Consider the following 23,911-nt stretch of genomic DNA (forward strand, 5'->3'; position numbering starts at 1 on the left):
ATCGTCGAGCAGTCGCACCTGCCGGCCAAGCACACTCTGGACAAGCTGGGTATTCCTCGCCGGACGTTCTACCGCTGGTATGACCGCTTCCTTGAGGGCGGTCCTGAAGCCCTGGAGGATCGCCCCTCGGCGCCGAGCCGGGTGTGGAACCGCATCACCGAGGATATCCGCGCGCAGATCGTCGAGATGGCGCTCGAGGCGACCGAGCTTTCCCCTCGCGAACTGGCGGTGCGCTTCACCGACGAGAAGCGCTATTTCGTGTCGGAAGCCACGGTTTACCGCCTGTTGAAGGCCCATGACCTGATCACCAGTCCAGCCTATACCGTGATCAAGGCCGCTGACCAGTTCCACACGAAGACCACCCGGCCGAATGAGATGTGGCAAACCGACTTCACCTACTTCAAGATCATCGGGTGGGGCTGGATGTACCTGTCGACCGTGCTCGACGACTACTCGCGCTACATCATTGCCTGGAAACTGTGCACCAACATGCGCGCCGAGGACGTCACTGACACGCTGGACCTGGCCCTCAAGGCATCGGGCTGCGACAGCGCCACGGTCCTGCACAAGCCCCGGCTACTATCCGACAACGGCCCCAGTTACATCGCGGGCGAACTCGCCGAGTACATCGAGGCCCAGCAGATGAGTCACGTCCGTGGCGCCCCGTTGCATCCGCAAACGCAGGGCAAGATCGAGCGCTGGCACCAGACCTTGAAGAATCGCATCCTGTTGGAACATTACTTCCTGCCCGGCGACCTCGAAGCCCAGATCGAAGCGTTCGTGGAGCACTACAATCACCAGCGCTACCACGAGAGCCTGAACAACGTGACGCCCGCTGACGCCTACTTCGGCAGGGCTCCCGCTATCATCAAGCGTCGCGAAACCATCAAGCGAAAAACCATCGAATATCGCCGCTTGCTTCACCGCAAGCTCGCCGCCTAACATCAACCCCCAGACGAGGCTCGCTCTCCGCTAATCCACGCCCCGATCTGTGCCAAATGTCTCGACGACGGACAAGCGAGACGATCCCGTCCTTCGCCGAGGGCCACACGAAGCGTCCCTTCTCGAGCCGCTTGGAATAGAGCGACATGCCGATGCCGTCGTGCCAGATGATCTTGATCAGCGAGCCTGTACGTCCGCGAAACACGAACAGGTCGCCCCCATGCGGATCGCGCTTCAGGCCCTGCTGGACCTGCAAGGCCAGCCCTTGCATCCCTTTGCGCATGTCCGTGTGCCCCATGGCGATCCACACCCGCGCGCCCGCTGGGATCACCGCAGCGCCTTCAAGGTCGCGGTGACCAGTGCAGCGGGAGCTTCAGCCGAAATGCGAACGCGCCGGCCTTCGCCCAGTTCGACGGTGATCACGCCGCACCGATCACAGCCGTCCACCTTCTCGTCCTCGGCGAGGACCGCTTGGGCAAAGGCTGCCTCTACCATCGGAAGGGATGCCCCTTCGGCCTGTTCACGTCGCAGATTGCGCCGCCAGGTGTAGATCAGGCTGGTCGATACGTCCCGCCGCCGGGCCACGTCCGCGACACATGCGCCCGGCGCGAAGGCCTCGGCCAGGATCTGGAACCGCTCCTCGTCCCGCCACCGACGCCGACGCTCCGGCCCCGTCATTACCGTGATCTGCCCCATGCTACGCTCCTAAGCTCGCTCATACGAGCGCTCTTAAGACCGGTCGTTCACTCACCGGACAAGGCGGGGCTCACCGGACGGGTACACCAAAGCCGGAAGCTGACTTGAATATCAAAGCGAAATCACCGTCAGGGTCAGGATCATAAGCGAGGAAGATTTCATCATCCTCAGCGACAATGGCAACCTGCCTTGGCACCGGCTTGGGGATGCTTCCAGGGAAGCGCCCGTCACCATCAATCTCGACGATATAAGGCTCGATCAAAGCCGCTCTCATCTCATCTAATTGCTGTGCAAACCATGCGGCAGGGAGAGCCTCTCCTAGCTGGTCAGGACGCGGGGCTGGTACAACGAAGGTTTCGATTTCCGTCACTACCAGCTGGCTCACATCGGCAAGAGAAATATGCTCGTCCATATTCTGAAATGTTAGCCGAAGGCGCTGCGGTAGCAAGGTCCGCTTCCTGGCGCGTAGATTCGGCCCTTGAGCGACCAACTTGGGCGCCTGGCAGCCACTCCGCCCACTGGCACAGGGAGGCCTTTCCGCCCCCGACCCTTCGCGGTCACTCAGCGCTCGATTTTCCCTTCTCAGCTACGGACCGTCAGTTATCCAGGCAGGTGTCTGGCGAGATTCAGTCGCTCCCAGCAAGCCCTAAGAATGTTAGCTCATGCCAAGCCGTATAAAGCATCACGGTGGCAGGCGCCGCGAATCTGGACATTCGAGCCCCAAATTTCCGTGATTGATTGCTGTTCGTCGTTCATTACATATTTCGACTCAGATAGTCATGGTCTGACGCGATGAGATGAGGCGCGGGTAAAAATGTGCAAATCTAATATTTGGCGTGCGTTTTGCACCACACGTTCTACCCGCGATCAACTTTGGGGAGCCCGTTCCATTGCTCCCCATCAAGTAGACGGCCTGCAGATTTTTTACCTATTCGTAACATGGTCGTGCCGTCAGCTGCCGCCGCATGCCTGGCCTTTGACAAGTTGAGCCCTTGTCCAGGCGCCCAATCACCCCATTGCTTAAAATGAAACGGTATATCGGCCGCCATGCACTCGTTTAATAGTGCCCTAAACCATGACGGGCTCGACGGCCTGGCATTGGGACCGCTCTCCCCACCGGTGATGACCCAGTGTATGTATTGAGACCACGGGCCAAGCCTGACTGGTCCCAGCAGTGGTTCCGCTGATATAAAGCGGACTTTAGCTGGTATGCGCGCCAATGACGAAAGCCGATGGTCGGCCCATTGTTGGTCTTCGGTCGTTGTACCGATCCAGACATTGTCCGGCCAGTTGTCGCCCCAAGGCGTTAGCTGACACGCTAGATCCGGACGTTTGGTGAGGAGGAGCCAGTCAAGGCCTGCAGTTTCACCAATAAGTTCCCATAGCTTAGCGCGCTCGCCGTCGAGATCTCGACGGTCTTCAAATACATCTGCCATCGACGCGCAAAACACGCGTGGGCGCTCACCAGTGACGAGGGCGGCACGATTCCAGGCAAGCGGCTCCGCCCAATGCTTAGGGCCGAAAAGCCGCCTTTCGGAATTGATGCCCCAGACGTTCTTTCCGAGGCGCTTCGACCAGCTTTCAGCGTAGCAAAACTTGCAGGCAGGGGACATTTTTACGCAACCCCACCAAGGGTTGAACGTGTGAGTTGTCCACTCGATCTTGGAATTTTTCGCCACTGCTATTTCCTATCCGAATCTTTCGTCACGCCTTGCGTCACGCTCGTCAAGGAATATGAATTACAGCATGAGCGCTGTGACCGTTGGGCTATCTGTTCCAAAGTGTTTTTTCAGCAACGTGAGAAGACTGCCCCGGAATTGCTGAGCCTGGGCTCTCAATCGTTGGTACTCCTCAGATTCCGCTTCGGCTGACTGGGGCTGGGAAAGCGCCTCGCGTACCTTAGGATCGTCGAGAGCGTGCAGAAACCCTGCGTAAAGTTCAAGGGCAGGGCTTGCCTTGTCGCCGGCGAGCATTGTCAAGCGCTCGTAAGCGGGCAGAGCCAGCAACTCCGACAGCTTTGCGATCTTCGCGTCGCGCTCAAGTCCGCGCGTTGCTCCGACGGCCATGACACCCGCAAAGAACAGGAGCATGCGTGAGAAGCGCAGCTTAATGAGCCTGATTTCGCGAGGCTTGTTGTCGCTTTGAACCTTGTATTCGAAATCTACGCAGATCGTCCGCCAGTAGCGTATGATGTCATTGAGGAGAAACATGCAGATCTGGTCTGCCCGAATGTTCGGGGCGACATATTGCGTGAGCAGACGGACCCGGGCATCATTGAAGCCACTCTCGTTGTACAGCCATTCGCCCTCCAGCAGGAGGAGCATGCGGCGCGTGATGAATTCGTTCTTGTCCTCCATGCCGCCGATCGTCTGGCTCAGAAAACTGACGCTCAGAGGCGCTTCGAATACGCCCCCGTCAGCAGGCATCTTGAACCCGGCCTCTTGGAGACGTGTGCGCAAGGTCTTCTGCGCGTTAATCGCATCGGCAATCGCATCTTTCCGGTAGAGCACGAAGAGATCAATGTCGGAACCGCTGGTTGCTTCTCGCCTTGCATAGCTACCGTTAACGCCAACAATCAGTTGCTGATTGTCGCCGATGACCTCTTGGGCGACAATCCGCATTTTGGCGAGGTCAGTTTCGGATCGGCTCGAGGTAGCAGCGAACACGTCTGCTGCAGCTTGGCTCAGAGTCATGCCGTCGCGGCCTCAGTCATCATGTTTTCCCCCACAAGTTCCGCAATTGATATGTTTCTGCTTAGCTTGGTTTGAACGTAGCGTTTGCTAAGGTCGGCGGCTGTGCAAACTGACGTACTTTCGTTCACTGAAAAATGTCGAATAGGCGCTTTTACAGCGTGCTCCAAGATTTTCGGGCTCTTCTCGGATAAACGATGTAGAGCACGGCGCTTGGACGACCGGGCCCAAGCAAAGATGCTGAACAAGCGAGGCTGACGATTGCGCAGTTGTTCTTCATTCCAGAGAAAATTACTGGGTCGGAATTGTTCGATTTCGAGAAACATATAGGCTTGCGCGAGGCCATCAAACAACAGGCCGCTCGGGTGATGGATGATCATGTTGTAGACGCTATCCTTCAGCCGCCAGAATTCATCCGCAGCCTTGGCAGGCCATGCTGCTTCCGCTGCAATCAACGCCACCAACCGCTTTGGATTGAACGGGCGTGTCGCTTTGGCTGCAAAAAGCCTCGAGCGGCTGATACCCTCAATGGTATCGAGATTGATGGGACTGCTAAAGAGGAAGGCATGGGCCCCGGTATGCGTACCGTCTACCATCGCCACGACCTCGTCGAGATCGATCTTGTAGGCCCGCATTATCTCCTGGATTTCCGAGCCAAGGCCGGTCTTCCCATCCAGAATAGCCGTTCCGGCCTTGTGGTGATTTATGCCAAAGTTGGCGTTGAACACTGGCTCGAGCGTGTGGGACAGCGGCCCGTGACCTATATCGTGCAGAATACCTGCAGCCGCTAAAATTCGGCTCTCATACCGGTTTAGCCCGCGAATATCAGCGTAGAGCAGTGCTAGCTCGGCCACACCGAGTGAGTGATCATACCGATTGTGACGCCGACGATGCAAATCTGCGCCATTGGGTGTCCGGATATAATCGAGCGCGCCGAGAAAGCCGATGTTCTTCAGCCTTTGCAATGGGCGCGTATGGGCAAGTTCAGCCAAGAACGGATCGGCAAAAACACGCTCTTCTGCGTCCACTAGCAGTGGTGGGCTGGGGGGGAGCTCAGGAAAAAGCGGGAGTCGCTCCCAGCCATCATCATCCCGCCAAACGGTATCCACAGTTTTCTCTCGCAGAATTCAGATCCATGCCGTTGAAACCAGGCATTCGAGCTGCCTAGCATGATCAGGTTAACGAGCCAAGCTAGGGTTGGCTCCTGCTTGTTAGGAAGTTTGAATTCAAACGGCTGAACAGGGAAGGTTGGCGCGAGGGCATGATCCGGTCGGTCCAAGCGACCGTTTGTGTGCGTGGCTTGACCTTGCCCAGGTCGTCTTCGATCCGGATTTCGCCCTCGTCTCGCAGGGAGATCAAGACCTCCTCGAAGATTTCACGGGTGACGGGTGTGTCGTTGCAATGATTGCCGAACAGCGTCTCTAGGGAGGGAGCAATGTCCGAATCAATAGCAGCTCGAATCTTATAAGGGATTTGTTCCATCAGTACCTTGTGAGACAGGCTCCTGGAATGAGTATCGAAAGTGTAGGGTAGCAGAAGCTGGTCGGGATGAGCCGCATTGGCAAAGCCAAGAGCTTGCAGGCCTGCACCTCCATGATGGAGCGAGATAGTGTTTTCCTGCCAGTGGATGTTGCCGATCACGTTTCGCGCCTCGCGGTGACGAGAAAGGTGCAGAAACCAGTAACTTCTGTGTGCATCAGGCGAGTGAATAAAGAAGGGGGAATAGAACTCCGCACCGGTCTGCTGCTTGAGGTGCTGGTAAAGCGTGTTTTGGATCAGAGTCCGCCAGCCCGGGCCTTCACCCTTTTCGGTGGTCAGTTCCGAGATGAAGCCCGGGTCAAGATTGACATCCCGATAGCTACGTTGCTCGAGTCGCGTCTCGCTCATGTAGTCGATAAGGCTGTCGACACTGAAGGTCAGAAAGATTTCGGCCTTCTCCAACTGGCCAAGAATCTTGCGCATCGATCCGAACGCGACATCGCTCCAGCCATATTGATCGAGGAGCCAGATCGACCTTCCCCGCTGCGGCGATCGCTTCCGCACGAGACTGATCGTGTCGTCGACCCGGTCGTTGAAATCGTCGGTCCATATATGAATGGTCTTGTCGAGTTGCTCCCTGAAGGGGGAGGCTTCAATCTCCGCACGAAGATAGTCGGTGTGGAAGCGATGGAGATCCACGAACACGAACTCGGTGCGTATCTCGAAGCCCTTCGGACGCGTGCGGTTCAGGGCTTCCTGTGCTTCTGCAATCGCATTCAAGAGGACGAGAGGAGAGCCCGGCACGTCGCGATTGTTGAAGCGATACCTGCCACCGCCACAGTAGCCATCGATGATGGTAAGATTTAGCCTCTCTTGAACCGGCGTGGCCGTGCAAACCTCGATATAGCGCCGGATATATCGATCCAAGATGCGATGCTTTGCAAGGCTGTGACCGCCGATTATGGGCGGTGCTTCGCCCGTTCGCCAAGTATAGTGTTTCTTCGCCATTTGCCGAGCACGATACACGACAGCAACCGCCTCGGAAAGCAGCAAGCCTATTGAACCGCGGCTGATTGGCTTTCGGCTCCCGACTCCGCCTGAAGCGAGCCTGTCTGTGCACGGCTAAAATTCGGTTGAGCCTCTGTTGTGCCAGCAGGAGGCGCGAACATTGATCAATCATTAGACATGTCAATTATTGCTGGGTCGGGATGGTTTGCAGCCCGCTCGCGATCCAACGAATGGATCGCAACACGAGCACTGATGTCGGAAACCCAATTGTCTGAGACGTTGATCTGCTGGAGGACGTATCCGCACATTGGAATGAGTGTGACAGGCTCAGAATAAAGTGCGCGAAACGACCTGTGAATGTCGCCTTTAATCAAGGACGTTCAGGTAAGCCGACAGTCGCGAAAGTCCCAGACTCCGTCATCGCCAAGGTTCTGAGCAGCCCCCTTCTCACTCAGTTCTTGTGCGCAGTGCATTCTTGCACAAGGAGGCTGGATGCTTTTGTTTATCCTCGCGGCAGCCGGCTTCAACTGCTCCTCTCCCAAAATCCACGACGGAGACACTCTTCGGTGTGAACGTGAGCGCATTCGAATAGCCGACATCGATGCCCCAGAATTACCCGGATCACCCTCCTGCTCGCGGACGAAGCGTTTGGCGCATTGGTGTGATTATGCCCTCGGCAAAGCGAGTCGAGACGCCCTGATCCGCTTTGTAGGAAATGCGCCCGTTACCATAACACGGCTAGGTACAGATCGGTATGGCCGTACGCTTGCTCGAGTTTCAGTCCGCGGGCGAGACGTGGGCCAATTCCTCGTCTCGCAACGCCTGGCACGAGCGTGGCGTTGAAGCGGCTATAACCAGTGTTGTTCAAGCAAGTCTTTCAAGGCGGCTTCAGCTTCGGCTCGTGTGCCCCCTCCCCGCGGCAGCAGCGTCAACTTGATGCCTTTGCCATCGAAAGTCTCGATCTTCAAAAGCGGCTTGCCGTCCTCAGAACGGACCGTTTGCGCCTTTCCTGACCTTTTGGGGGATCCTGACTTCTTGGGGGGATCGGCTGCAAGGGCCAGAGCACGAATGATGTCCGGAACGGGCGTCGGCTGCTCAGCGCCCTTCTCGCGTTCGGCGAGCTGCGCCGCCTGAGCAAATACCCGCTCGCGACGATCCTCCGGCTTCAAGAGAGGCTTGATCGCCGTGACGTGCTTGATCCTCAAATCCTGGGGGCGCGAAAAAGCAACCATCAATTCGCGCGGCAACCGTGCCAGATCAAGATAACGGCTCAACCAGCTCTGGGAGACGTTGATCCGTTCGGCCATGAGCTTCTGGCTGCCTTCGTAGTAGGCATCCAGCGCACGCAGATAATCGCGAGCGCGCTCCAGATCGGTAAGATCATCGCGTGCGCGGTTCTCGATATCAGCAAGCCGGAAGGCTTCTTCATCGGTCAGATCACGAACGTCGATCAGGAAGCGGAAATCGGGGTAGTTATGTGCACGTAGCCAGGTGATCGTCCAGTGCCGCCGCGCGCCACAAATCACCTCGTAGTCGTAGTCCGCTTCGCCCTTAACCCGACGTACGATCGCAGGCATCTCCTGCTTGCCCTGTGCCTTCATGCTTTCGATAAGATCCGCGCACCGATCCTCGTCAAGAAGCGCATATTCGCGGTTGTGACCTACCCACATCCGGCAGCGCGCCGGGTCAACGAGCTCGTGCGTGCGCGACACGACGCTTCCGGAGGCAAGCTCGGCGAGACGGCTCTCTCGGCCTGTCAGAACGCTCGAACCGATACCGGTTCGACGCGGCGTCGGAGATTGGGAAGCTGGCGCAATTCCAGCCACCAGATCGGCTGCAAAATTCGCGTTCTTCTTGCTCACGAGAGCCCTCCCTCAGGCAAAATTGCACCGGTGCAATTCTTGCGCATCATACCACACCTTCCTTACGCAAACGGGTCAGATGGCTCGGCCACATCGAGCGAATATCAATCTCGATTTCGCTGTTTACGCCGTCCAGATAGGTCAGGCAGCGGTTGCGAACAGACGAACTCGTAACCGGACCATCGAGCTCGTAAACGGTCATGAGGCGCGCCGTGGCATTATCGATCTCCGCGGAATCCTTGAGCGGCGTCCGCACGATCGCGTGCCCGAACAAGCTGCGCATCAGGTTAATCAGCTCCTTTTGCATCGACTTGTTCTCGTCGACCTTGGACGCGACGAAACGAAGGAACTGAAGCGAAGGCGCCATGTCCCGTTCCGCCAGCGTTTCAATCGTTTCGTCGAGCATGGCAAGAAACGCGGCCGTCGAGGAAAAGTCCATGACCGTAGGAGGCACCGGCACCACCAACGCATTGGCTGCGCGCAGCACCGACAGGGAAATGGCTCCCAATGCCGGCGGCGGATCGAGCACGATCACGTCGAAACGATCCGAGATGCTGGCGATGCCTTGCGCCATGCGATCGATCAGACTGCCCTGCCCTCGCGCCATACGCGCGGCAATCTCATACTCGGACTGAAACAAGCGCAGGTTTGCCGGAATCAACTCGAGCCCGTCAAAATGCGTTTTGCGCAGCGCGTAATCGAGCGAGTCCATGCCGTCATGCCGCAGGAACGGATAGAGGGTGTCGTCTTCGGACAGGTCCAGATCAGGCACATAGCCGAACAACGTCGTTGCCGAGGCCTGGCTGTCACAGTCAATCAAGGCAACCCGGTAGCCCCGAATGGCCAGGTACTGCGCGAGGTGCACAGACAACGTCGACTTGCCCACACCGCCCTTGAAATTCTGAACCGCGATGACGCTGCAGGGATCTTCGGGCGCGCGCCAAGGACGTGTCCCGAACAAGCCACGCATGTCGTTGAGCTGTGCGAGCGTGTACCCTACACGCCGGTTGTTTTCGGTACGCGGTGGAGGCGGAAGACGTCCGTCCTTCTCGGCTTCCCGGATAGCTGCAGGCGTACGGCCCACCAGTTCCGCTGCCTTGCCAATCTGAAAGGTGGGCTCGCGACGGTCATCGGCCCGGGCCGAACGCGCCGCATCGCGAAGGCGCTCAAGAACAGAGCTGGTGCGTTGAGCCAGCGCCTGGACCGATACCTCGTCCTGCACGCCTTCAATATCGAGTGATGCGGCCAAGCCAGCCTCCCTTTTCGAAACTAGGGATGGCTTACGCCAGTTTGCACTTATCGGTCAATAATCGATGTATTTTCGCAAATCGGCAGACCGATCCAGTAGTCCTAATCTGCTTCAACGCGTAATGGCGAACTCTGGCTCAGCTATCCTGACCGATTGGGGGCCTCATGGAAAATTGCACCGGTGCAATTTGCAGATCAGGGCCTGCCCCGACGCGCAAAGAAGCTCTCGCAATACCCGGTCCAGGACGCGATCAATTTGGCGCCCTTCAGCTTGGACAGACGCTCGCCCATCTGCTCGCGATAGGCGTTCGCGATTAGATCGATGTCCCATCCCCCGCCCGACCGCCGCGCAATCGCGGCAAGCTCATCGGCGCCAAATTGCAGCGTTCCACTCGGGAAGCGCAGTTCGGAGGGTTCCCCCCTCCCCTTTCCCGTCAAAGCCGAGACGACGTTCTGGGTCAGCTCCTTTACCTCGACGGTCTCGACCTCGTCCTCACGCCGCGCCTTGCGTCCACCAGAATGGCGCGAAATCTCATCCACGGTCGCGATCTGCGCCGGCGCATCCTTGGGCTCAAAGCGAAATTCGAGCTCGCTGACCGCGCGCCCTTTGCGGATTTCGCGCCACTCGACCCTGAAATGCGCAAGCTGGTCGATCTCAGCCTTGGCCTTCTCCAGCACCTTGCGTCGCAACTGGGCGAAGTCCTTGTAAACGTCCGGGCCAATTCCAAGCAGAGCTCGCAATGCCATCATATCACCCTTCCAGGTCGACTGGCGCCGGTGCAAACGCAGCGCGCCAACCTCGTAGAGCTTTAAGGCATAGTTCGAGCGAAAGCCGAGAACCGCCTGTCGATTGAGAACGGCATAAGTCTCAGATTCCTGGATCAGCTTGCGCGCTTCGGGCGTAAACTCCCATTCAATCCACCCAGACTCCGCGCCAGGCTCATCTTCAACCTCTTCGCGCGAAGACGAGATCAGTGAGAAACGCATCGTCGCCTTCTTGCCGCGCCAGGACGTGTCGTCGATCGCGAACAGAGTGCGGTGCAGTTCCTCGAGCATATCGGAAATGCGCTCATTGCCCTTGTGGCCCCGGCGAATATCCGCCTTGCGCATACGATGTGGACGGTCTTCCCATGCATCGCCGCCTGCAGTCAGGATCATCAAGGCAAGAAGGCGCGACGCGGTAAGGCTAAGCGACTGGCCCTTGACGAACTTGACCTCGACAATGCTGCCCGGCTTTGCGAACTCATCGCCACCCTTGGCCTGCAAGGCTGCCGCAACGCGCATCGCCCGGCCAGGAGAAGGCTGGCCCGCATCGCTATCCTCAGCATTGTCGGAAGCTCGATTTTTGGCCATGTCATAACGCTCGACGAGATTCGCACTTAAGGTCTCAGGTGTGCCTGACCTGTCCAGGATGGTCAAGTCAGGACAGGATTGGTCATCCTGAGCCCCCATGCGGTCAGGATAGATCTGCCCCTCCAGGGAAAGCGAGCCTGCAGATTCCGGCGAGTCGTCGCGGTCAGGGGAGGGGAGGGCGAGAATCGTGCGCGGAAAGGTCCATTCCCTGCCGAAACGCGATGCCTGGACGTTGCGTGGGAGCGCCATTGGTCTCTCCCCCATCCGGTCAGGATAGCCCCAACCGGTCAGGGAAGCTCCCCCGACAGGTCAGGAAGGAGCCCCCAATAAGGCAGGCAAACTCCCCCAACCGGTCAGGAATACCCCCTTCGACCCCGTTGGAAACCGTCGGTTTTTGCCCCCTGAATCTGAATCCCTTAGAATCAGAAAACCTTCCGCTGCAAGCAGCGGCGCTGTTTGAAAGAGGATTCCAGCAGATGGGAAGAAACCGAGGGCCCAGCTCGATCCCCCGCAGCCATAGCTCAAACCGTAAGATCATAGCGAACCAACCTCCGACAGTGGACTGTACGGATTTAGTGTATATGCTATATACGGACCATGGCAACCACCCCTCAATCCGCTGCTCGGCAGATCGTAAGGGACCTCAAAGGTACCTGGCACGGCCGCTATGGCAAGGTCTGCTGTCCAGCTCACGATGACCATCACGCTTCGCTTTCGATCACGCCAGGTCGCAAAGCCGTGCTGTTCCACTGTTTTGCGGGCTGCACACAACGCGAGGTAATCGGCGCGATACGGACTCAGCGGTTGAATCCGCCGATCTCGGTACGGAACAACGCGCCTGATAAACCAACAAACGATCTGACCTCGTTGTGCCGGCACCTGTGGGATCACGCACTTCCAACCCATGGCACGCCTGCCGAGCGTTATCTTGCAAAGCGTGGCCTTTCGCATTCGACGGCCGGCCGGTACGCGCCCGGCGCCATTACGTACGAGGCAGGACGCAAGCTCCGTTTACCCGCACTTTTGCTGCCCATGACCCAGAGCGGTCGGCTCGTAGCCTTATTGCGGATCTTCCTGGAAACCGATGGTCGCAAATGTGAGTGCCTTGATGCCGCCAAACGAACGTTGGGCGATCCGCGGCAAAGCGCGGTACATCTTGGAGCGCCAGCTGACGACACCATGAATCTGGCCGAAGGCTTCGAAGACGCAGAATCGACCATCGTCCTCAACGAACTTAGCGGCTGCTCGGCCGTATGCGGTGTCGAGCGCTATCGTGATCTGTACATACCAGACCATGTCCGCCGGGTCAGGGTTTACTCCCAACATGGCGTAGCCGCCCGAGATGGTCTCGTCCGCGCACACCCGCACCTCACGGCAAATGGTCGCAGCCTTCAGATCATATTGCCTCCCCCGGGAGGGGATTGGAACGACGCGCTTCTTGCCAAGGGCAGGGCGAAACGGTGAGAGCTCTCTCGATCCTTGGCGGCTTTGCCTGCGTTTGCGCCGCCATATGGTGGAACGGATCAAGCAGTGAGCGACACGCCTTAGCGTGTCGCGACGTAGCTCCGACATCCGTGTGCCAAGGCAGGTCAGGCTTCGTCCGTGGCTTGCACGATGCTCAAATGCTTCTGGCAAAGTCTGCGCGGCATCGAAGCCTGACGCAGCCTCACCAAGTGGGCGAAATTCGCAGACAGACGCAGAAATCGAACGTCGCACGAGGGGAGGGGGCAGGGCGCCCCTCGGGCGAATAGCGATTTACCTCCCTGTCCAAATTGGTTTGGATAGCCTGAAAGGAAGACCTCGATGCCCCAGAACATTTCAGAATTCCGGATTATCGGCCGTATTGGAAAAATCCGCCCTCTGGAGAAAGTTACCTATGTCAGCGTAGCGTCAAACTACAACCGGCGGGACGGGGACGACTGGAAGACTGATACCCATTGGAACAGCGTCGTGTGCTTGCCCAAGATCGCCGCCCAGGTCGAGAACGCCGAGGAAGGGGATCTCGTTCACATTACTGGGCGGACACGCGAGAACAGCCATTCAGGCGATGTTGGCATCGTCTACAAGACCGAGCTGATTGCGGATTCCTTCTCGATCCTGGCGCGCAAGATGGCTGAGCAGGACAACTAAAACGGGCAGGCGAGGGGGCGACCTGTCGGTACGGCTCTATCTGTGCTTCGCTCCGACCAAACCCGCTAGCGGTTTCGTCCCTAATGGGTGACGGTCCTCGCTCGATGCTGAGGCCGCTTCAGGCGCGGCCACATTTCCTAAATCGCGATCAAAGGGGAGCGGCCTCCCCCCTTCCCGGCAAGGGCCAGGCCGTCTTCGCGCGGCAAACCGCGCTGCGCTTGGCTCACGCGAGGGTGTCCCCATCCTTCCGTCCGCTGCGCTTCCGTGCAGGACGGGTGATCCCCCTCCCTCGCACTCGGCCCTCCAGTGCCGGTTCAACCCCCCCGGCTTCGCCAGCGGGCAGAAGCCGATGGACGCCATCGCCTTCGGCTCCATCGAGGAAAAAGGGAAGCCAGCACATGACCCGCAAGACCAAGACCACCCGCCACAACACCGCCCCACGCACCGACGTGTACGAGGAAGTCACCAACCAGATTATCGCCATGCTCGAAGAGGGCACCCGCCCATGGTCGCCCCGTTGGGCGTCCGGCCTTGCCTCTCTTCCCCGTCGCCACGAGGGCACCGCCTATCGGGGGATCAATATCCTGTTGCTTTGGACCGCCGCCATGACGCGCGGTTACGCCAATCCCTATTGGATGACCTACCGCCAGGCCGCCGAGTTGGGCGGGCAGGTCCGCAAGGGCGAAAAGGGCAATCTTGTCGTGCACGCCGGAACCTTCACCCCCAAGGACGGCGAAACCGGCGAGCCTGTCACCGACAGCGAAGGCGAGGAAGCAACCCGCAAATTCCTGAAGCGCTATGTCGTGTTCAACGTCGAGCAGATCGATGGGCTTGATATGTCCAAGTATCCCGCGCCTGCGGTCGAGATGAAGAACCGCGATGAACGCGATAGGGAACTGGACGAAGCCTTTGCCCGCTGGCCCGTCCCCTATGCCGAGGGCGGCCCGAGCGCCTTCTATGACCCAGCTGCCGACCGTATCCAGATGCCCGCCTTTGCCGACTTTGAGAGCGGCAATGCTTTCTATGCGACCCTCGCCCATGAGGCCGTGCACAGCACCGGGAGCGCCAAGCGTCTCGCCCGCGAAACCCTTCGTGATTATGGAAAAGCCCGAGAAATCAGGGCAGAGGAGGAGCTCATTGCTGAGATTGGCGCCGCCATGCTTTGCGCGCAGCTTGGCATGGAGCCGACCGAGCGTGAGGACCATGCCGCGTACGTAGCTTCGTGGTTGACCGCCCTGCGGAATGATAAGCGGGCCATTTTCCGCGCTGCCAGCGCGGCACAGGCTGCCAGCGAATTGATCCTGTCCCGTATTGATGCGCCTGTGCAGACGATCGCCGCGTGAGGGAGACCGGCGAGGGCGGCGGCACAGCCGCCCTCGAAATGCGGGTATGCGGAATTTCGGGCGTCTTTGGCCCCAAAACGCCCGAAATATGCCCTTTTTAAGGCGAAATCGCGCCTTCTTACGGGCTGTTCATCGCGCCTGCGTGATGGAGGTCTACCGCGGCCTGGACGAGCGGGAACCGAGATTGAGAGAGACTGCGTTGACCCTTGGAGCGACTGCATCGCGAGGCTCTCTGCGCGTGTCCATCGTAATCCATTGCCGCCCGTAAGTGCGTGCCACCATGTAGAAAACGGAACCGTGGCAGCCGACAACCATGCACTTGTCACGCAAGTCGATCGGGGAGCCGCTTGCGCCAAAGCGCAAAATCTGGATCGACACGTCGACCCGCTGTTGCATCCCGCAGCAGCGGCACTGCGATCGCGCCAGTGCGTTCGTGCGCGCCAGCTCGCCCCAGGTCGAGGCCCAACGAGGGAAAAGGGAGGCAATTTCGGTCATGGGATGAGCCTAGCAATCCGGCTCGACACCGTCCATGATGCCTGTTGCGTCAAGCCACTGGCGGAAAAAGAAAAGGCCCACCTTTTGGCGGGCCTTTAATTTCCTTAGACGATGAGGGGGGGCGTAAGCCCGCGTTCTCAAAGCCGATGACCCCTTATATGGCGGTAGTGACGGTTTCGTCAATACCGTGCGCAGACAGGATAGCGACCTTGCCTTTCACTCCCGCTGAGCTTCAGGATCTGCCCGAAGTTATCTCGGCGCCGCGCTTTGCCACCTATCTCCAGGCGAAAGGCAATGATCGGGAACAGGCGCTCGAGCTCTACGAATGGAATCTAGACATTTCCTCGGCCCTGATCGTTCCTCTCCAGGTCTGTGAAGTCGCGGTTCGCAATGGAATCGCAGAAGCCATCGAAGCCGTCCATGGCGCGAACTGGCCTTGGAACAATGGTTTTATCCGAAGCCTGCCGCGGCCTAAAAGTCGGTTTCGTTACAACCCGGCCGACGACCTTCAGGCTTGCGCGCGCAAGCTGCCGACGACGGGCAAGATCATCGCGGAACTCAAATTTGCCTTCTGGGAGAACATCTTCACCGTCGGACAGGATAGCCGTCTTTGGAACGCACACTTCCGGGCGGTCTTTCCAGGAGCACCAGCAGGACTGAGTGTCGCCCAGTGCCGCAGGCAGGCCTATGCCGATCTGCAAGGCATCCGCCATTTACGTAACCGGATCGCGCACCATGAGCCGGTCTTCACACGCAATCTGGACGATGACTATCAACGCATCCATGACATGATCTCCTGGCGCAGTCCGACCGCGGCAGCGTGGATGGATGGCAAGCAGAACGTCACCGCCTTGATCGCGCAGAAGCCCTGATTTCGTTTCAGATTCGGGGATAGGACGGGGAGGGGAGCGACCTTGCAGCACGGCTCTATCTCCGCTTCGCTTCAACCGAACCCGCAAGCGGTTTCGGCCCATGCGGGTGACGATCCTCGCTCATAGATGCGGCGGCGCGGCCGCCAGGCTTGCCTGTCCGACTAAGGAGGGGGCGGCCTCCCCCTCCCTGCCCAAGAGCCGGGCCGTCTTCGCGCGGCAGGTCCGCGCTGCGCTTGGTGATCGCGGCGGTATCCCCACCCTTCCTTCGCTGACGCTTCCGTGCAGGGCGGGTGATCCCCCTCCGCCGCGATCAGCTCTCCATGTGCATTCCCACCCCCCGGCTTCGCCAGCGGGCAGAAGTCGATGGACGCCATCGCCTTCGGCTCCATCAGGAAAAAGGGAAACAAGCACATGCCAGATTTCGCAAAAATGTCCGACGACGAACGCGGGGAATATGCAGCGCGCGTTGCCACTCTCAATGATGAACTGCGGGCCGACCTCAGCAATCCCCAACATGGACGCGTAGTACTGACCCAGGGCATTCGTGCCATGATCGAGGACACGGACCTTTCGCCGTTCTGGATCGATAGCGCCGCCCTGCTGCGCATCGTGCGCGATTTTGCCGATTTCAGCGAAGACAACGACCCCCATGGAGAGCGCGACTTTGGCGCGTTCGAATGGAAGGGAACCCGCTGCTTCTGGAAGATCGACTACTACGACGCCGCGCTTGAGGGTGGATCGCCCGACCCGGCTGATCCGGGTGTGACCTGCCGCGTCATCACGATCCTTCGCGCCGACGAATACTGATCGGCCAGCATCGAGGGCGGCGCAGCCGTCGCCCTCGACTTCCCCCTATTTTCGAGGATTTTCAACCATGACCACTACGCTCAAGCTGTCGCAGCTTCGCCTTTCCCCGCTAAACGTCCGCAAGGTCGAGCCGACGGGGATCGAGGCTCTGGCCGACGACATTCATGCGCACGGGCTCATCCAGAACCTTGGCGTTTACGAGGCGGCGGGCAAGTTCTGGGTGTTCGCCGGAGGGCGCCGCTTTCGCGCGCTCGAGCTTCTCAAGAAGCGCAAGGACGTGACCGCTGCCTTCCCCGTCCCCGTCATCATCAAGGACAAGACCGAGGCCATCGAGCTTTCGCTGGTGGAGAACACCCAGCGCGAGACCATGCACCCTGCGGACGCGGTGGCCGCATTCGCCCAGCTTCGCGACGAGGGCGGGATGAGCGCTGAGGATATTGCCGCCCGGTTTGGCTACAGCACTGGCCATGTCGCCAAGTTACTGCGTCTCGGCAGTCTGGCTCCGGCCCTGCTGGAAGCCTTCGCCGCCGACATGATCGGCATGCAAGCCGCTCAGGCGCTCACCATGAGCGAGGATCACGCCGCCCAGGTCGAGGCATTCGAGCGTTGCGGCAACAGTCCCGCCGCGATCCGCCGCGCCCTCACGACCGAGAAGGTTCGCACTGATTCCGCAGTTTGCCGCTTCGTTGGGCTCGATGCCTACGAGGCCGCAGGCGGCACGATCACCCGCGACCTGTTCGGAGAGACGGGTTACGCCGACGATTCGGCTTTGCTCGACGAGCTGGTTGCCGCCAAGCTGGACGGCATTCGCGCGAGTTTCGCGGCGGAGGGTTGGAAGATCGTCGAGGTTGCCGCCGAGGCTCCCCACGACATTTACAATCGCGGGTATCTGCGCCCCGAGACGCGCGAGGCGAACGACGAGGAAGCGGCCCAGCTAGCCGCGCTCGATGCCCAGATTGAAGCGCTGGAAGCCGAGGGCAACGAGGACAGCGAGGAAGCCGCAGCGCTATTCGAGCAGCGCGAGGCGATCACCGATGGTTTCGAGGTTTTCACCGAGGCGCAGAAGGCCAACGGCGGCGTGTGCGCCTATGTCGGTTACAACGGCGATTTGGCTCTGCGCCACTGGACCGTTAACGTCGAGCGGCCCAGCGCCAAGGTCGAGGAAACCGGCCCCTACGCTGCCAGCATGATCGAGCGTCTGACGGCCATTCGCACGATGGCTCTCCAACAGGAAGTTGCGGCCCAGCCTGCCCTCGCCCTCGATATTCTGCTGGATAGCATGACCGCGCAGTTGCTTCACGGCTTGCACCGCTACAATCTTGCTGCCGACATTCACCCGACCGTGACCCGCCACACGGTCGAGCACGATATGCTCGATGGGAGCAACCTGGCCGAGCTTCCCGCAAAGCTGGTCGAGCGGTTCGCAGACATTCCCGCCGAAGGGCGTTTCGAGACGATCCGGACGATGGATGAGGCCGACAAGATGCAATTGCTCGCTGCACTGGTGGCGTCCACGCTCAACGGCACGACCTACAACCACGGCGGGATCGGTGCGCGGCAGGCCACCGCCGACACGTATGCCGAGGCTGCGGGCCTTGATCTTCGCCAGCACTGGAATCCGGGCCAGACCTTTTTCGACCGGCTCACGAAGACGAGCCTTCTCGCGATCCTGGCCGACGAATGCGGCGAGGATGCCGCCGCGAATTGCGCCAAGATGAAGAAGGGCGATCTTGCCGTTGCCGTCAACGAGCGGCTTCCTGTTGGCTGGTTGCCCGAACCGGCGCGCCGCTTTACACCTCTTCCCGAGCAGGCCACGGACGAAGGCGAAATGTCCGAGGTTGCTTGATGTGCTGGCCGGTGGAGCGTGTCGCTCCACCGGCCTCCCTTTCGATGAGGAAGCTGCGCGTTCGGCTCCTTGCTCGCCGCACTTGCACCGGTGCAATTGTAGTCATACCCGGCTTCCATGTCGCTGTCGGAGCCCAGCTTTCTTGATGCGCGTTGTAGGGAAATCGGCGCCTTTCTCCATAGAAGGGCAGGGCGCCATGCCGGTTCAGCAGCGTCGTTTAAACGCTCTCGCTGCTGGGTGAACGGTCGTTCCGATAGGTCGTCAGAGGGTAGGCTTCCCAACAGCTATCACAGTGCGCCTGGGGACATCCTCGTCCTGATCAGAATCCTGAACCGAGTGAGAGCGAAGCTCTGGGTATAATGGGAAAGTCCATCTTCGCGGGTGCTGTCCGACGCATCTGGTGTCCGGCCCTTGCTATGCGGGATGGGCTTCGCCCCAAGCAGAAAGCCGCTGCGATGCCGCTACGGTTTCCACGACGTGGACCCTCCGTCTTTCAACTTGCCCGCGCATGGTCCGGCCCCCGTTCCGGCGATGCGTCAGCAACCCTTTGAAGAAGGACAGGACCCATGCAAAATATCGCAGAGTTTCGGATCATCGGCCGCGTCGGGAAAATCGAGATCAAGGACAAGGTCGCCTTCCTCGACATCGCGGCAAACTACAGCCGCAAGGTCGGCGAGGAATGGGAAGACGATCCGCACTGGAACCGCGTAACCCTATTTGGGAAGAACGCCGAGCGTGCCGATCGGATCGGCAAGGGCGATCTTCTCCATATTGCCGGCCGGGTACGGCAGTGCAGTTACCAGCGCGATGACGGCGAGCGGGTCTTTAACGTCGACCTCATCGTCGAGCGGTTCGCCACTTTGCTGTGCAGCGAGAACGCGCGCGGGGGTGGCTAGAGCGCATTCGTTCGTTCCCGAAGGATCGAAGGCGGTGCAACAGCGCCGCCTTCGTCGTTTTGCACGGCAAGCATGCAGCTCACTCCAGGCCTGACTGAGCCAGCGTTGATCAGGCTGACGTCGGAGGTTCGAGTTCGGCGAGCTTGTGCGCGATCTCTGCAGCTTCATGCGTTGCGATGGCCTTGGCAATCGCGCGCGCATCGGCCTTTTCCATGGCCGATATCTTTACGCGCCCCAGGGCCGCGAACAACGTGTCGCGCCCGGCGTCGCGGGCAGCCTCCTGAGCTTCCCTGGCTTGTTGGTCGAGCGCGGCGAGTTCGGAGCGCAGCGCCGCCCGGCGGTTCTCGATAGCGGCGAGCGAGGATATTTTTCGGGCGGGTTTCGGCATGAAAACGGCTCCGTGAAGTGCGAGGATGAGCGCGGATTCTGTCGGATGCCGCGCGTGCTCGCTAGATGCGCTGGCCGCGAAATGCGATGAGTGGAGTCTGTGCACAGACAGCGCGCAGATTGGAGGAAGGCTGCATCTTGTTGACTGGGCAATGTGCTTTAGAATGCAGACAATTCCTCCTTCCACGTTTCTTGACCTGTTCGGTTTCGGCGGTGGTCCAAGAGGCGAAATTTGGGTTCGGATAGGGATGGCAGGATATGTCAATTGGCACCAATGTAAACATTTGGTGTTTGGCACCGCTGCACGGGGCTTTTGGTTCATGATCGTAAGTACGCGCATGTCTGACGAGCTGGTGGCCGAGATCGATCGTCTCGCCATCGCCCAAGGGCAGAGCCGTGCATCGTGGATCGCCAGCACCCTGCAGCGCGCGGCGCTGTCATTGCAGAACGACAACCTGCCCGTGACCGAGGTGCAGGGCAGGGGCCATCCCGACGATTATGTGCGCGTCACTGTCCGCCTCCATCGCCACGAGATCGAGGCGATCGAAGATGTGGCCGGGCCGTTGCACCTCACCCGAAACGAATGGATCAAGCGCACCTTGCGTTGGGCGCTTTGGGACAAGGCAGGGGCGCTCCGGCTTGCGCCCGTGAGCCAGAGTGAGCTTGGCAAGCTGCGCAAGCAGATCCTCGCGATCGGCCGAAACATCAACCAGGCGGTGCACGCGATGAACGCGGCAAACCAGCCTGAAAGCCGCCTCGAATTGCATCGCGTGGCCGCGCAGTTTCTCGAAACATGCGCCGACCTGAAGGCGCTGGTGTTCAAGACCCGGCGCGAGCTTTCCTCCTATGTGGGCGGCGAAGTCGGATATTGGATCGAGGCTCACAAGGCGCAAGACGAGGGCGGAGAGGGGTGAGTTTTCGCTTCACACCCGGCACGCTCGACAGTCTCGCGGGCGTCTATGCTCCGCCCAAAAAGCGCAAGCCTGGAAGCAGCGGTGGGAAGGCGTCATCTCCAAAAGCGGGTGGAACGCTCCTTGCCTTCGCGGTCTCCTCGATGCTTCCTTCCCCGTCCAAACCGAGGAGCGTGAACTGGCCCAGCGCACAGGCCAAGCATGCTTTTGGTGGCAGTACCTCGGCGTCGGCTACTGGCCGCGCGATCCGTACTATGGAGCGTACGGCCCGGCGCGCGCCGGAGGTTGTGGTGCGCGTCACCGGGCGCCAGCATGGTGGGGGGCATGTTCTTGCGAATTTCTCCTACATCAGCCGTTTGGGGCATGGCGAGGACATCCAGGTGCCTCTCTACACGAGCGATGGCGACGTCCTTCGGGATGGACATGACATGCGCATTCTTGCCCAGGACTGGCAGGAGTGGGAAGTTGGAGGCGATGATCGGCGCAAGGGTGCGACCTCGATTTCGATGGTTCTTTCGATGCCGGCAGCGACCGAACCCGAGGCGCTGAAGGCGTCGGTGCTCGATTTCGCGCGCGAGGAATTTGCCAATCGCTCCTGGGTTGCCGCTCTCCACGTCGACCGCGATCACCCGCATGTTCACCTGACAATTGCACGTCGCGATCATGATGGGCGGCGCTTCCATCCGAACCGTGATGACCTCTTTCGGTATCGTCAGCGGTTCGCCCAAAAGCTGCGTGATCGCGGAATTGAGGCGAACGCGACGCCGGCACGCGCGCGCGGGATCGATCCTACGCACGAGCCCATTGCGGCGAAGAAGATGCGCGAAAAGGGGCAGGTGCCGCGGATCGACAAGAGCCGTGCCGAACGGGCGCTGGCGTTCCGTGAGAGAGGCGTCCCTGATCCGGTGAAGCAGGCCCTGGCCGATCGCCACGCAACGGTTTTGCAAACCTACGCCAAGTCGATCATGGAGTTGGCTTCGTCTCCCTCGCTGTCCGACCAGGTAACGGCGCAGACGCTATCCAAGTTCATCGAGACGATGCCGGAGCCCGAAAGCAATTCGGAGCGGGCGGCGCGGCTCAGGCTTGAAGCAGAGCGTGGGTCGCGACCGATCGATGATCGCGATCCGATTGCCCGAGCGCTTGCGAAATATCAGCAGCGTAGTCTCGGCGCCCAGGAATCGGAACAGGCGGAGGCGGGTGTCCGGCCATCTGACAAGCCGAGCGGCAATGCGCTCGATGACGGCGTCTCGGATAGGCTCAAGGCCTTCATTGAGAAGGCTGGCGAAGATAAGTCCGGAGGGGCCGTCGATCGAGCCGATGACATTCTCCGGCGTGTTCGCGAACGTGACCTGGAGCGCCAACAGCGTGACATTGATCGGTCCAAGGATCGAGGAGGGCCCCAACGATGACGGACGAGGGCACGCGCCTTGCTGTCGCGGCGATCCTTGAAACCGTGATGGCAATGCAGTCCGAAATGGCGGCGATGAATGCCAGGCAGGTCGAGATCCTCGACCGCCTGAATCAAATCGACGCCGGGCTTGCGTCGACGACGGACCTCGTGCCGATGCTGGAGATTATTCTCGCGCGCCTCATTGAAGATCGGGAGCGCCAGGCCGAGGGCTTTGAACGGACCGCCGAACTGGCCGCTTTCGCCCATGCCGCCGCGAGTGGGCAGGGGGCACCGTTGCCGGACGAGGTTGCAGATCACGCATTATTGAAGCGTTTTGCCTATCTGCAACCGGCCGATCGCGAGCCAAGTGATCCGGCCCTTGCGCGCTGGAGGCGGGAGGTAAAGCGCGCTTCTGCAGAAGAACTGACCAAGGTTCTGAAGGCCCAGTATATGCCGTCGCCGACGGAGCCAGTTGACGTTCGGGTGCTACGTTTTCGCTTGGCTGCGATTACGCGCGATGAACTCAAGGCGCGCGGCGCTGTGTTGCCGCCCGCGCGTCCACCGGCCATCGTTCGCGATCATTCCGTCATGTCGAAGCAGGCGCGCATCGCCGAACTCGCCGCACTCTGGCGGGCGGGCGATAGCCTTGCTCTCCACGGCGATGCCGAACTTGCCGGTGCGATTGACTATATGGGGCGAACCCGGGCTCGTCTCTTGGCCGAGGGAAATTCTCCCGAGTTGGTCGATGACTTGATGGAACAACTTCACGAGAAAATTGGCGATGAGATGGCTGGCGGGCAGGTTGTGAAGCGCCAAACTACCCCTGGGTATGATGCAGCTGATCGAGAAAATGGCAAAGATTCTGAGCTGGGAGCGGCCCGCGAAACGGACCCAGATGTTCGCTAGCGCTTTTTCCGATAGGCGACCAACCAAGCCGTTCCAACGAGATTTTAGAAGGCATGAGAGCGGACATTCAGACTATGAAAGGGCTTGGCCAGAGCAGACCCTTTAGGCGTTCGCTGATGCTAGTGTCCATCGTCAGAGTCCGAGCGGAGGGTTGTCGGATTGCTTCCGATGATAATCCCACCATCTTCCGGCAGATTGTTTTGCGAATTTGCTCCAAGCGGCCCCAGCTGGAAAAATAGCGATTCCCATAGATCGATTGCCCCGATGACCGGCGCGCCGCTTCACCAAGGGAGGTCAGTTCATAGACCCTGCAGTCGGCAGGGGGTGGCAGCGCCCGCCGGCTTATGATTCCGGCTTCTTCGAGCTCGCGCAGCCGGCGCGCCAGGATATTGGCTGAGACAGCGGGGATGGCCGCTCTGATCCCGGAGAAGCGCGCTGGCCCGTCGCCAAGAACACGCATGATGCTCAGGTTCCATTTGGCGGAAAGAATGTCCTCTGCAATCGAAGGTGGATCTTCTCTGCCTGCCTTCGACTTCACGTCTCGGACGCCCGCAAACCAAGCCCCTCTTGTACCGACGACATCGCCGGAGGCTCGACCAAGTGCTGCGCAACCTTTCACTTATTGCCATGGAACATCACTCGATAGATCG

24 protein-coding genes are annotated in these 23,911 nt (G+C 59.7%); 12 read left to right on the forward strand and 12 right to left on the reverse strand.

The window, feature by feature from the left end:
• The coding region (locus I5E68_RS19535) for an IS3 family transposase (RefSeq protein ID WP_197167349.1) at positions 1 to 942 on the forward strand (942 nt) is incomplete at its 5' end.
• Here I5E68_RS19535 and tnpB read toward each other — a convergent pair.
• From tnpB to I5E68_RS19570, 7 genes are all read right to left on the reverse strand, one after another.
• Entirely contained in the window at positions 887 to 1,273 is a 387-nt protein-coding gene (gene tnpB / locus I5E68_RS19540; RefSeq protein ID WP_323982231.1) for an IS66 family insertion sequence element accessory protein TnpB, read from the reverse strand. The genes I5E68_RS19535 and tnpB overlap by 56 nt on opposite strands.
• Positions 1,270 to 1,638, reverse strand: coding sequence for an IS66-like element accessory protein TnpA (tnpA, locus tag I5E68_RS19545; RefSeq protein ID WP_197167351.1), 369 nt, complete (start codon positions 1,636 to 1,638; stop codon positions 1,270 to 1,272). The genes tnpB and tnpA overlap by 4 nt, the downstream gene beginning before the upstream one ends.
• Positions 1,639 to 1,708: 70 nt before the next feature.
• On the reverse strand, positions 1,709 to 2,050 hold the full coding sequence (locus I5E68_RS19550; protein ID WP_197167352.1) for a hypothetical protein: 342 nt from the start codon (positions 2,048 to 2,050) through the stop codon (positions 1,709 to 1,711).
• A 445-nt stretch (positions 2,051 to 2,495) separates the two neighbouring features.
• Positions 2,496 to 3,317: a DUF5131 family protein gene (locus I5E68_RS19555; RefSeq protein ID WP_197167354.1), complete on the reverse strand. Its 822-nt coding sequence runs from the start codon at positions 3,315 to 3,317 to the stop codon at positions 2,496 to 2,498.
• 60 nt (positions 3,318 to 3,377) lie between these two features.
• Positions 3,378 to 4,331, reverse strand: coding sequence for a nucleotidyltransferase domain-containing protein (locus tag I5E68_RS19560; protein ID WP_197167356.1), 954 nt, complete (start codon positions 4,329 to 4,331; stop codon positions 3,378 to 3,380).
• The gene (locus tag I5E68_RS19565; protein WP_197167358.1) at positions 4,328 to 5,437 is read right to left on the reverse strand and encodes an HD domain-containing protein; all 1,110 of its coding nucleotides are present in this window, start codon (positions 5,435 to 5,437) and stop codon (positions 4,328 to 4,330) included. The genes I5E68_RS19560 and I5E68_RS19565 overlap by 4 nt, the downstream gene beginning before the upstream one ends.
• Positions 5,438 to 5,519: 82 nt before the next feature.
• Positions 5,520 to 6,815 carry a three-Cys-motif partner protein TcmP gene (locus tag I5E68_RS19570; protein WP_228727399.1) on the reverse strand — a complete coding sequence of 432 codons (1,296 nt, stop codon included), beginning with the start codon at positions 6,813 to 6,815 and terminating at the stop codon, positions 5,520 to 5,522.
• 492 nt (positions 6,816 to 7,307) lie between these two features.
• Here I5E68_RS19570 and I5E68_RS19575 point away from each other — a divergent pair, with 492 nt between their 5' ends.
• Positions 7,308 to 7,658, forward strand: coding sequence for a thermonuclease family protein (locus I5E68_RS19575; RefSeq protein ID WP_197167361.1), 351 nt, complete (start codon positions 7,308 to 7,310; stop codon positions 7,656 to 7,658).
• A 5-nt stretch (positions 7,659 to 7,663) separates the two neighbouring features.
• Here I5E68_RS19575 and I5E68_RS19580 read toward each other — a convergent pair whose 3' ends face one another.
• From I5E68_RS19580 to I5E68_RS19590, 3 genes are all read right to left on the reverse strand, one after another.
• Positions 7,664 to 8,677, reverse strand: coding sequence for a ParB/RepB/Spo0J family partition protein (locus tag I5E68_RS19580; protein ID WP_197167362.1), 1,014 nt, complete (start codon positions 8,675 to 8,677; stop codon positions 7,664 to 7,666).
• Positions 8,678 to 8,723: 46 nt separating this feature from the next.
• Positions 8,724 to 9,926, reverse strand: a complete 1,203-nt coding sequence (locus tag I5E68_RS19585) for an AAA family ATPase (RefSeq protein ID WP_197167363.1) — start codon at positions 9,924 to 9,926, stop codon at positions 8,724 to 8,726.
• A 194-nt stretch (positions 9,927 to 10,120) separates the two neighbouring features.
• Complete coding sequence (locus I5E68_RS19590) at positions 10,121 to 11,209, reverse strand: replication initiation protein (RefSeq protein WP_197167401.1); 1,089 nt, start codon at positions 11,207 to 11,209, stop codon at positions 10,121 to 10,123.
• A 666-nt stretch (positions 11,210 to 11,875) separates the two neighbouring features.
• On the opposite strand from I5E68_RS19590, the gene I5E68_RS20500 reads away from it, so the two are divergent.
• From I5E68_RS20500 to I5E68_RS19625, 7 genes are all read left to right on the forward strand, one after another.
• A complete protein-coding gene (locus tag I5E68_RS20500) occupies positions 11,876 to 12,742 on the forward strand; it encodes a DUF7146 domain-containing protein (RefSeq protein WP_197167364.1) in 867 nt (288 codons plus the stop codon).
• A gap of 339 nt (positions 12,743 to 13,081) precedes the next feature.
• Complete coding sequence (locus tag I5E68_RS19600) at positions 13,082 to 13,408, forward strand: single-stranded DNA-binding protein (RefSeq protein WP_197167365.1); 327 nt, start codon at positions 13,082 to 13,084, stop codon at positions 13,406 to 13,408.
• A 398-nt stretch (positions 13,409 to 13,806) separates the two neighbouring features.
• The gene (locus I5E68_RS19605; protein WP_197167366.1) at positions 13,807 to 14,751 is read left to right on the forward strand and encodes an ArdC family protein; all 945 of its coding nucleotides are present in this window, start codon (positions 13,807 to 13,809) and stop codon (positions 14,749 to 14,751) included.
• A gap of 704 nt (positions 14,752 to 15,455) precedes the next feature.
• Positions 15,456 to 16,118, forward strand: coding sequence for a hypothetical protein (locus I5E68_RS19610; RefSeq protein ID WP_197167367.1), 663 nt, complete (start codon positions 15,456 to 15,458; stop codon positions 16,116 to 16,118).
• A gap of 363 nt (positions 16,119 to 16,481) precedes the next feature.
• Entirely contained in the window at positions 16,482 to 16,925 is a 444-nt protein-coding gene (locus I5E68_RS19615; protein WP_228727394.1) for a DUF3768 domain-containing protein, read from the forward strand.
• A gap of 67 nt (positions 16,926 to 16,992) precedes the next feature.
• Positions 16,993 to 18,771: a ParB/RepB/Spo0J family partition protein gene (locus tag I5E68_RS19620; RefSeq protein WP_197167368.1), complete on the forward strand. Its 1,779-nt coding sequence runs from the start codon at positions 16,993 to 16,995 to the stop codon at positions 18,769 to 18,771.
• Positions 18,772 to 19,337: 566 nt separating this feature from the next.
• Positions 19,338 to 19,667, forward strand: a complete 330-nt coding sequence (locus tag I5E68_RS19625; protein WP_197167371.1) for a single-stranded DNA-binding protein — start codon at positions 19,338 to 19,340, stop codon at positions 19,665 to 19,667.
• Between the two features lie 109 nt (positions 19,668 to 19,776).
• Here I5E68_RS19625 and I5E68_RS19630 read toward each other — a convergent pair whose 3' ends face one another.
• A complete protein-coding gene (locus I5E68_RS19630; RefSeq protein ID WP_197167373.1) occupies positions 19,777 to 20,055 on the reverse strand; it encodes a hypothetical protein in 279 nt (92 codons plus the stop codon).
• Positions 20,056 to 20,302: 247 nt separating this feature from the next.
• Here I5E68_RS19630 and I5E68_RS19635 point away from each other — a divergent pair, with 247 nt between their 5' ends.
• The 3 genes from I5E68_RS19635 to I5E68_RS19645 are packed head-to-tail and all read left to right on the forward strand — an operon-like array spanning position 20,303 to position 23,261.
• The gene (locus I5E68_RS19635; RefSeq protein ID WP_323982233.1) at positions 20,303 to 20,968 is read left to right on the forward strand and encodes a hypothetical protein; all 666 of its coding nucleotides are present in this window, start codon (positions 20,303 to 20,305) and stop codon (positions 20,966 to 20,968) included.
• Complete coding sequence (locus tag I5E68_RS19640) at positions 20,965 to 22,374, forward strand: relaxase/mobilization nuclease domain-containing protein (protein WP_323982234.1); 1,410 nt, start codon at positions 20,965 to 20,967, stop codon at positions 22,372 to 22,374. Before I5E68_RS19635 ends, I5E68_RS19640 begins: the two co-directional genes overlap by 4 nt.
• On the forward strand, positions 22,371 to 23,261 hold the full coding sequence (locus I5E68_RS19645; protein WP_197167374.1) for a hypothetical protein: 891 nt from the start codon (positions 22,371 to 22,373) through the stop codon (positions 23,259 to 23,261). The genes I5E68_RS19640 and I5E68_RS19645 overlap by 4 nt, the downstream gene beginning before the upstream one ends.
• Before the next feature lie 67 nt (positions 23,262 to 23,328).
• On the opposite strand, the gene I5E68_RS20450 is transcribed toward I5E68_RS19645, so the two are convergent.
• Positions 23,329 to 23,880, reverse strand: coding sequence for a winged helix-turn-helix transcriptional regulator (locus I5E68_RS20450; protein WP_369122932.1), 552 nt, complete (start codon positions 23,878 to 23,880; stop codon positions 23,329 to 23,331).
• Positions 23,881 to 23,911: the final 31 nt, after the last annotated feature.

It is taken from the genome of Novosphingobium aureum (assembly GCF_015865035.1).
GTDB classification, from domain to species: Bacteria; Pseudomonadota; Alphaproteobacteria; order Sphingomonadales; family Sphingomonadaceae; genus Novosphingobium; species Novosphingobium aureum.

Bases quoted from the DNA above. Each gene is read 5' to 3' on its own strand.
- I5E68_RS19605 (WP_197167366.1), top strand. From the start codon at position 13,807: ATGACCCGCAAGACCAAGACCACCCGCCACAACACCGCCCCACGCACC.
- I5E68_RS19575 (WP_197167361.1), top strand. From the start codon at position 7,308: ATGCTTTTGTTTATCCTCGCGGCAGCCGGCTTCAACTGCTCCTCTCCC.
- I5E68_RS20500 (WP_197167364.1), top strand. From the start codon at position 11,876: ATGGCAACCACCCCTCAATCCGCTGCTCGGCAGATCGTAAGGGACCTC.
- I5E68_RS19560 (WP_197167356.1), bottom strand. From the start codon at position 4,331: ATGACTCTGAGCCAAGCTGCAGCAGACGTGTTCGCTGCTACCTCGAGC.
- I5E68_RS19635 (WP_323982233.1), top strand. From the start codon at position 20,303: ATGGCAGGATATGTCAATTGGCACCAATGTAAACATTTGGTGTTTGGC.
- tnpA (WP_197167351.1), bottom strand. From the start codon at position 1,638: ATGGGGCAGATCACGGTAATGACGGGGCCGGAGCGTCGGCGTCGGTGG.
- I5E68_RS19645 (WP_197167374.1), top strand. From the start codon at position 22,371: ATGACGGACGAGGGCACGCGCCTTGCTGTCGCGGCGATCCTTGAAACC.
- I5E68_RS19600 (WP_197167365.1), top strand. From the start codon at position 13,082: ATGCCCCAGAACATTTCAGAATTCCGGATTATCGGCCGTATTGGAAAA.
- I5E68_RS19590 (WP_197167401.1), bottom strand. From the start codon at position 11,209: ATGCGCGTTGCGGCAGCCTTGCAGGCCAAGGGTGGCGATGAGTTCGCA.
- I5E68_RS19625 (WP_197167371.1), top strand. From the start codon at position 19,338: ATGCAAAATATCGCAGAGTTTCGGATCATCGGCCGCGTCGGGAAAATC.
- I5E68_RS19550 (WP_197167352.1), bottom strand. From the start codon at position 2,050: ATGGACGAGCATATTTCTCTTGCCGATGTGAGCCAGCTGGTAGTGACG.
- I5E68_RS19570 (WP_228727399.1), bottom strand. From the start codon at position 6,815: ATGGCGAAGAAACACTATACTTGGCGAACGGGCGAAGCACCGCCCATA.
- I5E68_RS19630 (WP_197167373.1), bottom strand. From the start codon at position 20,055: ATGCCGAAACCCGCCCGAAAAATATCCTCGCTCGCCGCTATCGAGAAC.
- I5E68_RS19615 (WP_228727394.1), top strand. From the start codon at position 16,482: ATGGACGCCATCGCCTTCGGCTCCATCAGGAAAAAGGGAAACAAGCAC.
- I5E68_RS19620 (WP_197167368.1), top strand. From the start codon at position 16,993: ATGACCACTACGCTCAAGCTGTCGCAGCTTCGCCTTTCCCCGCTAAAC.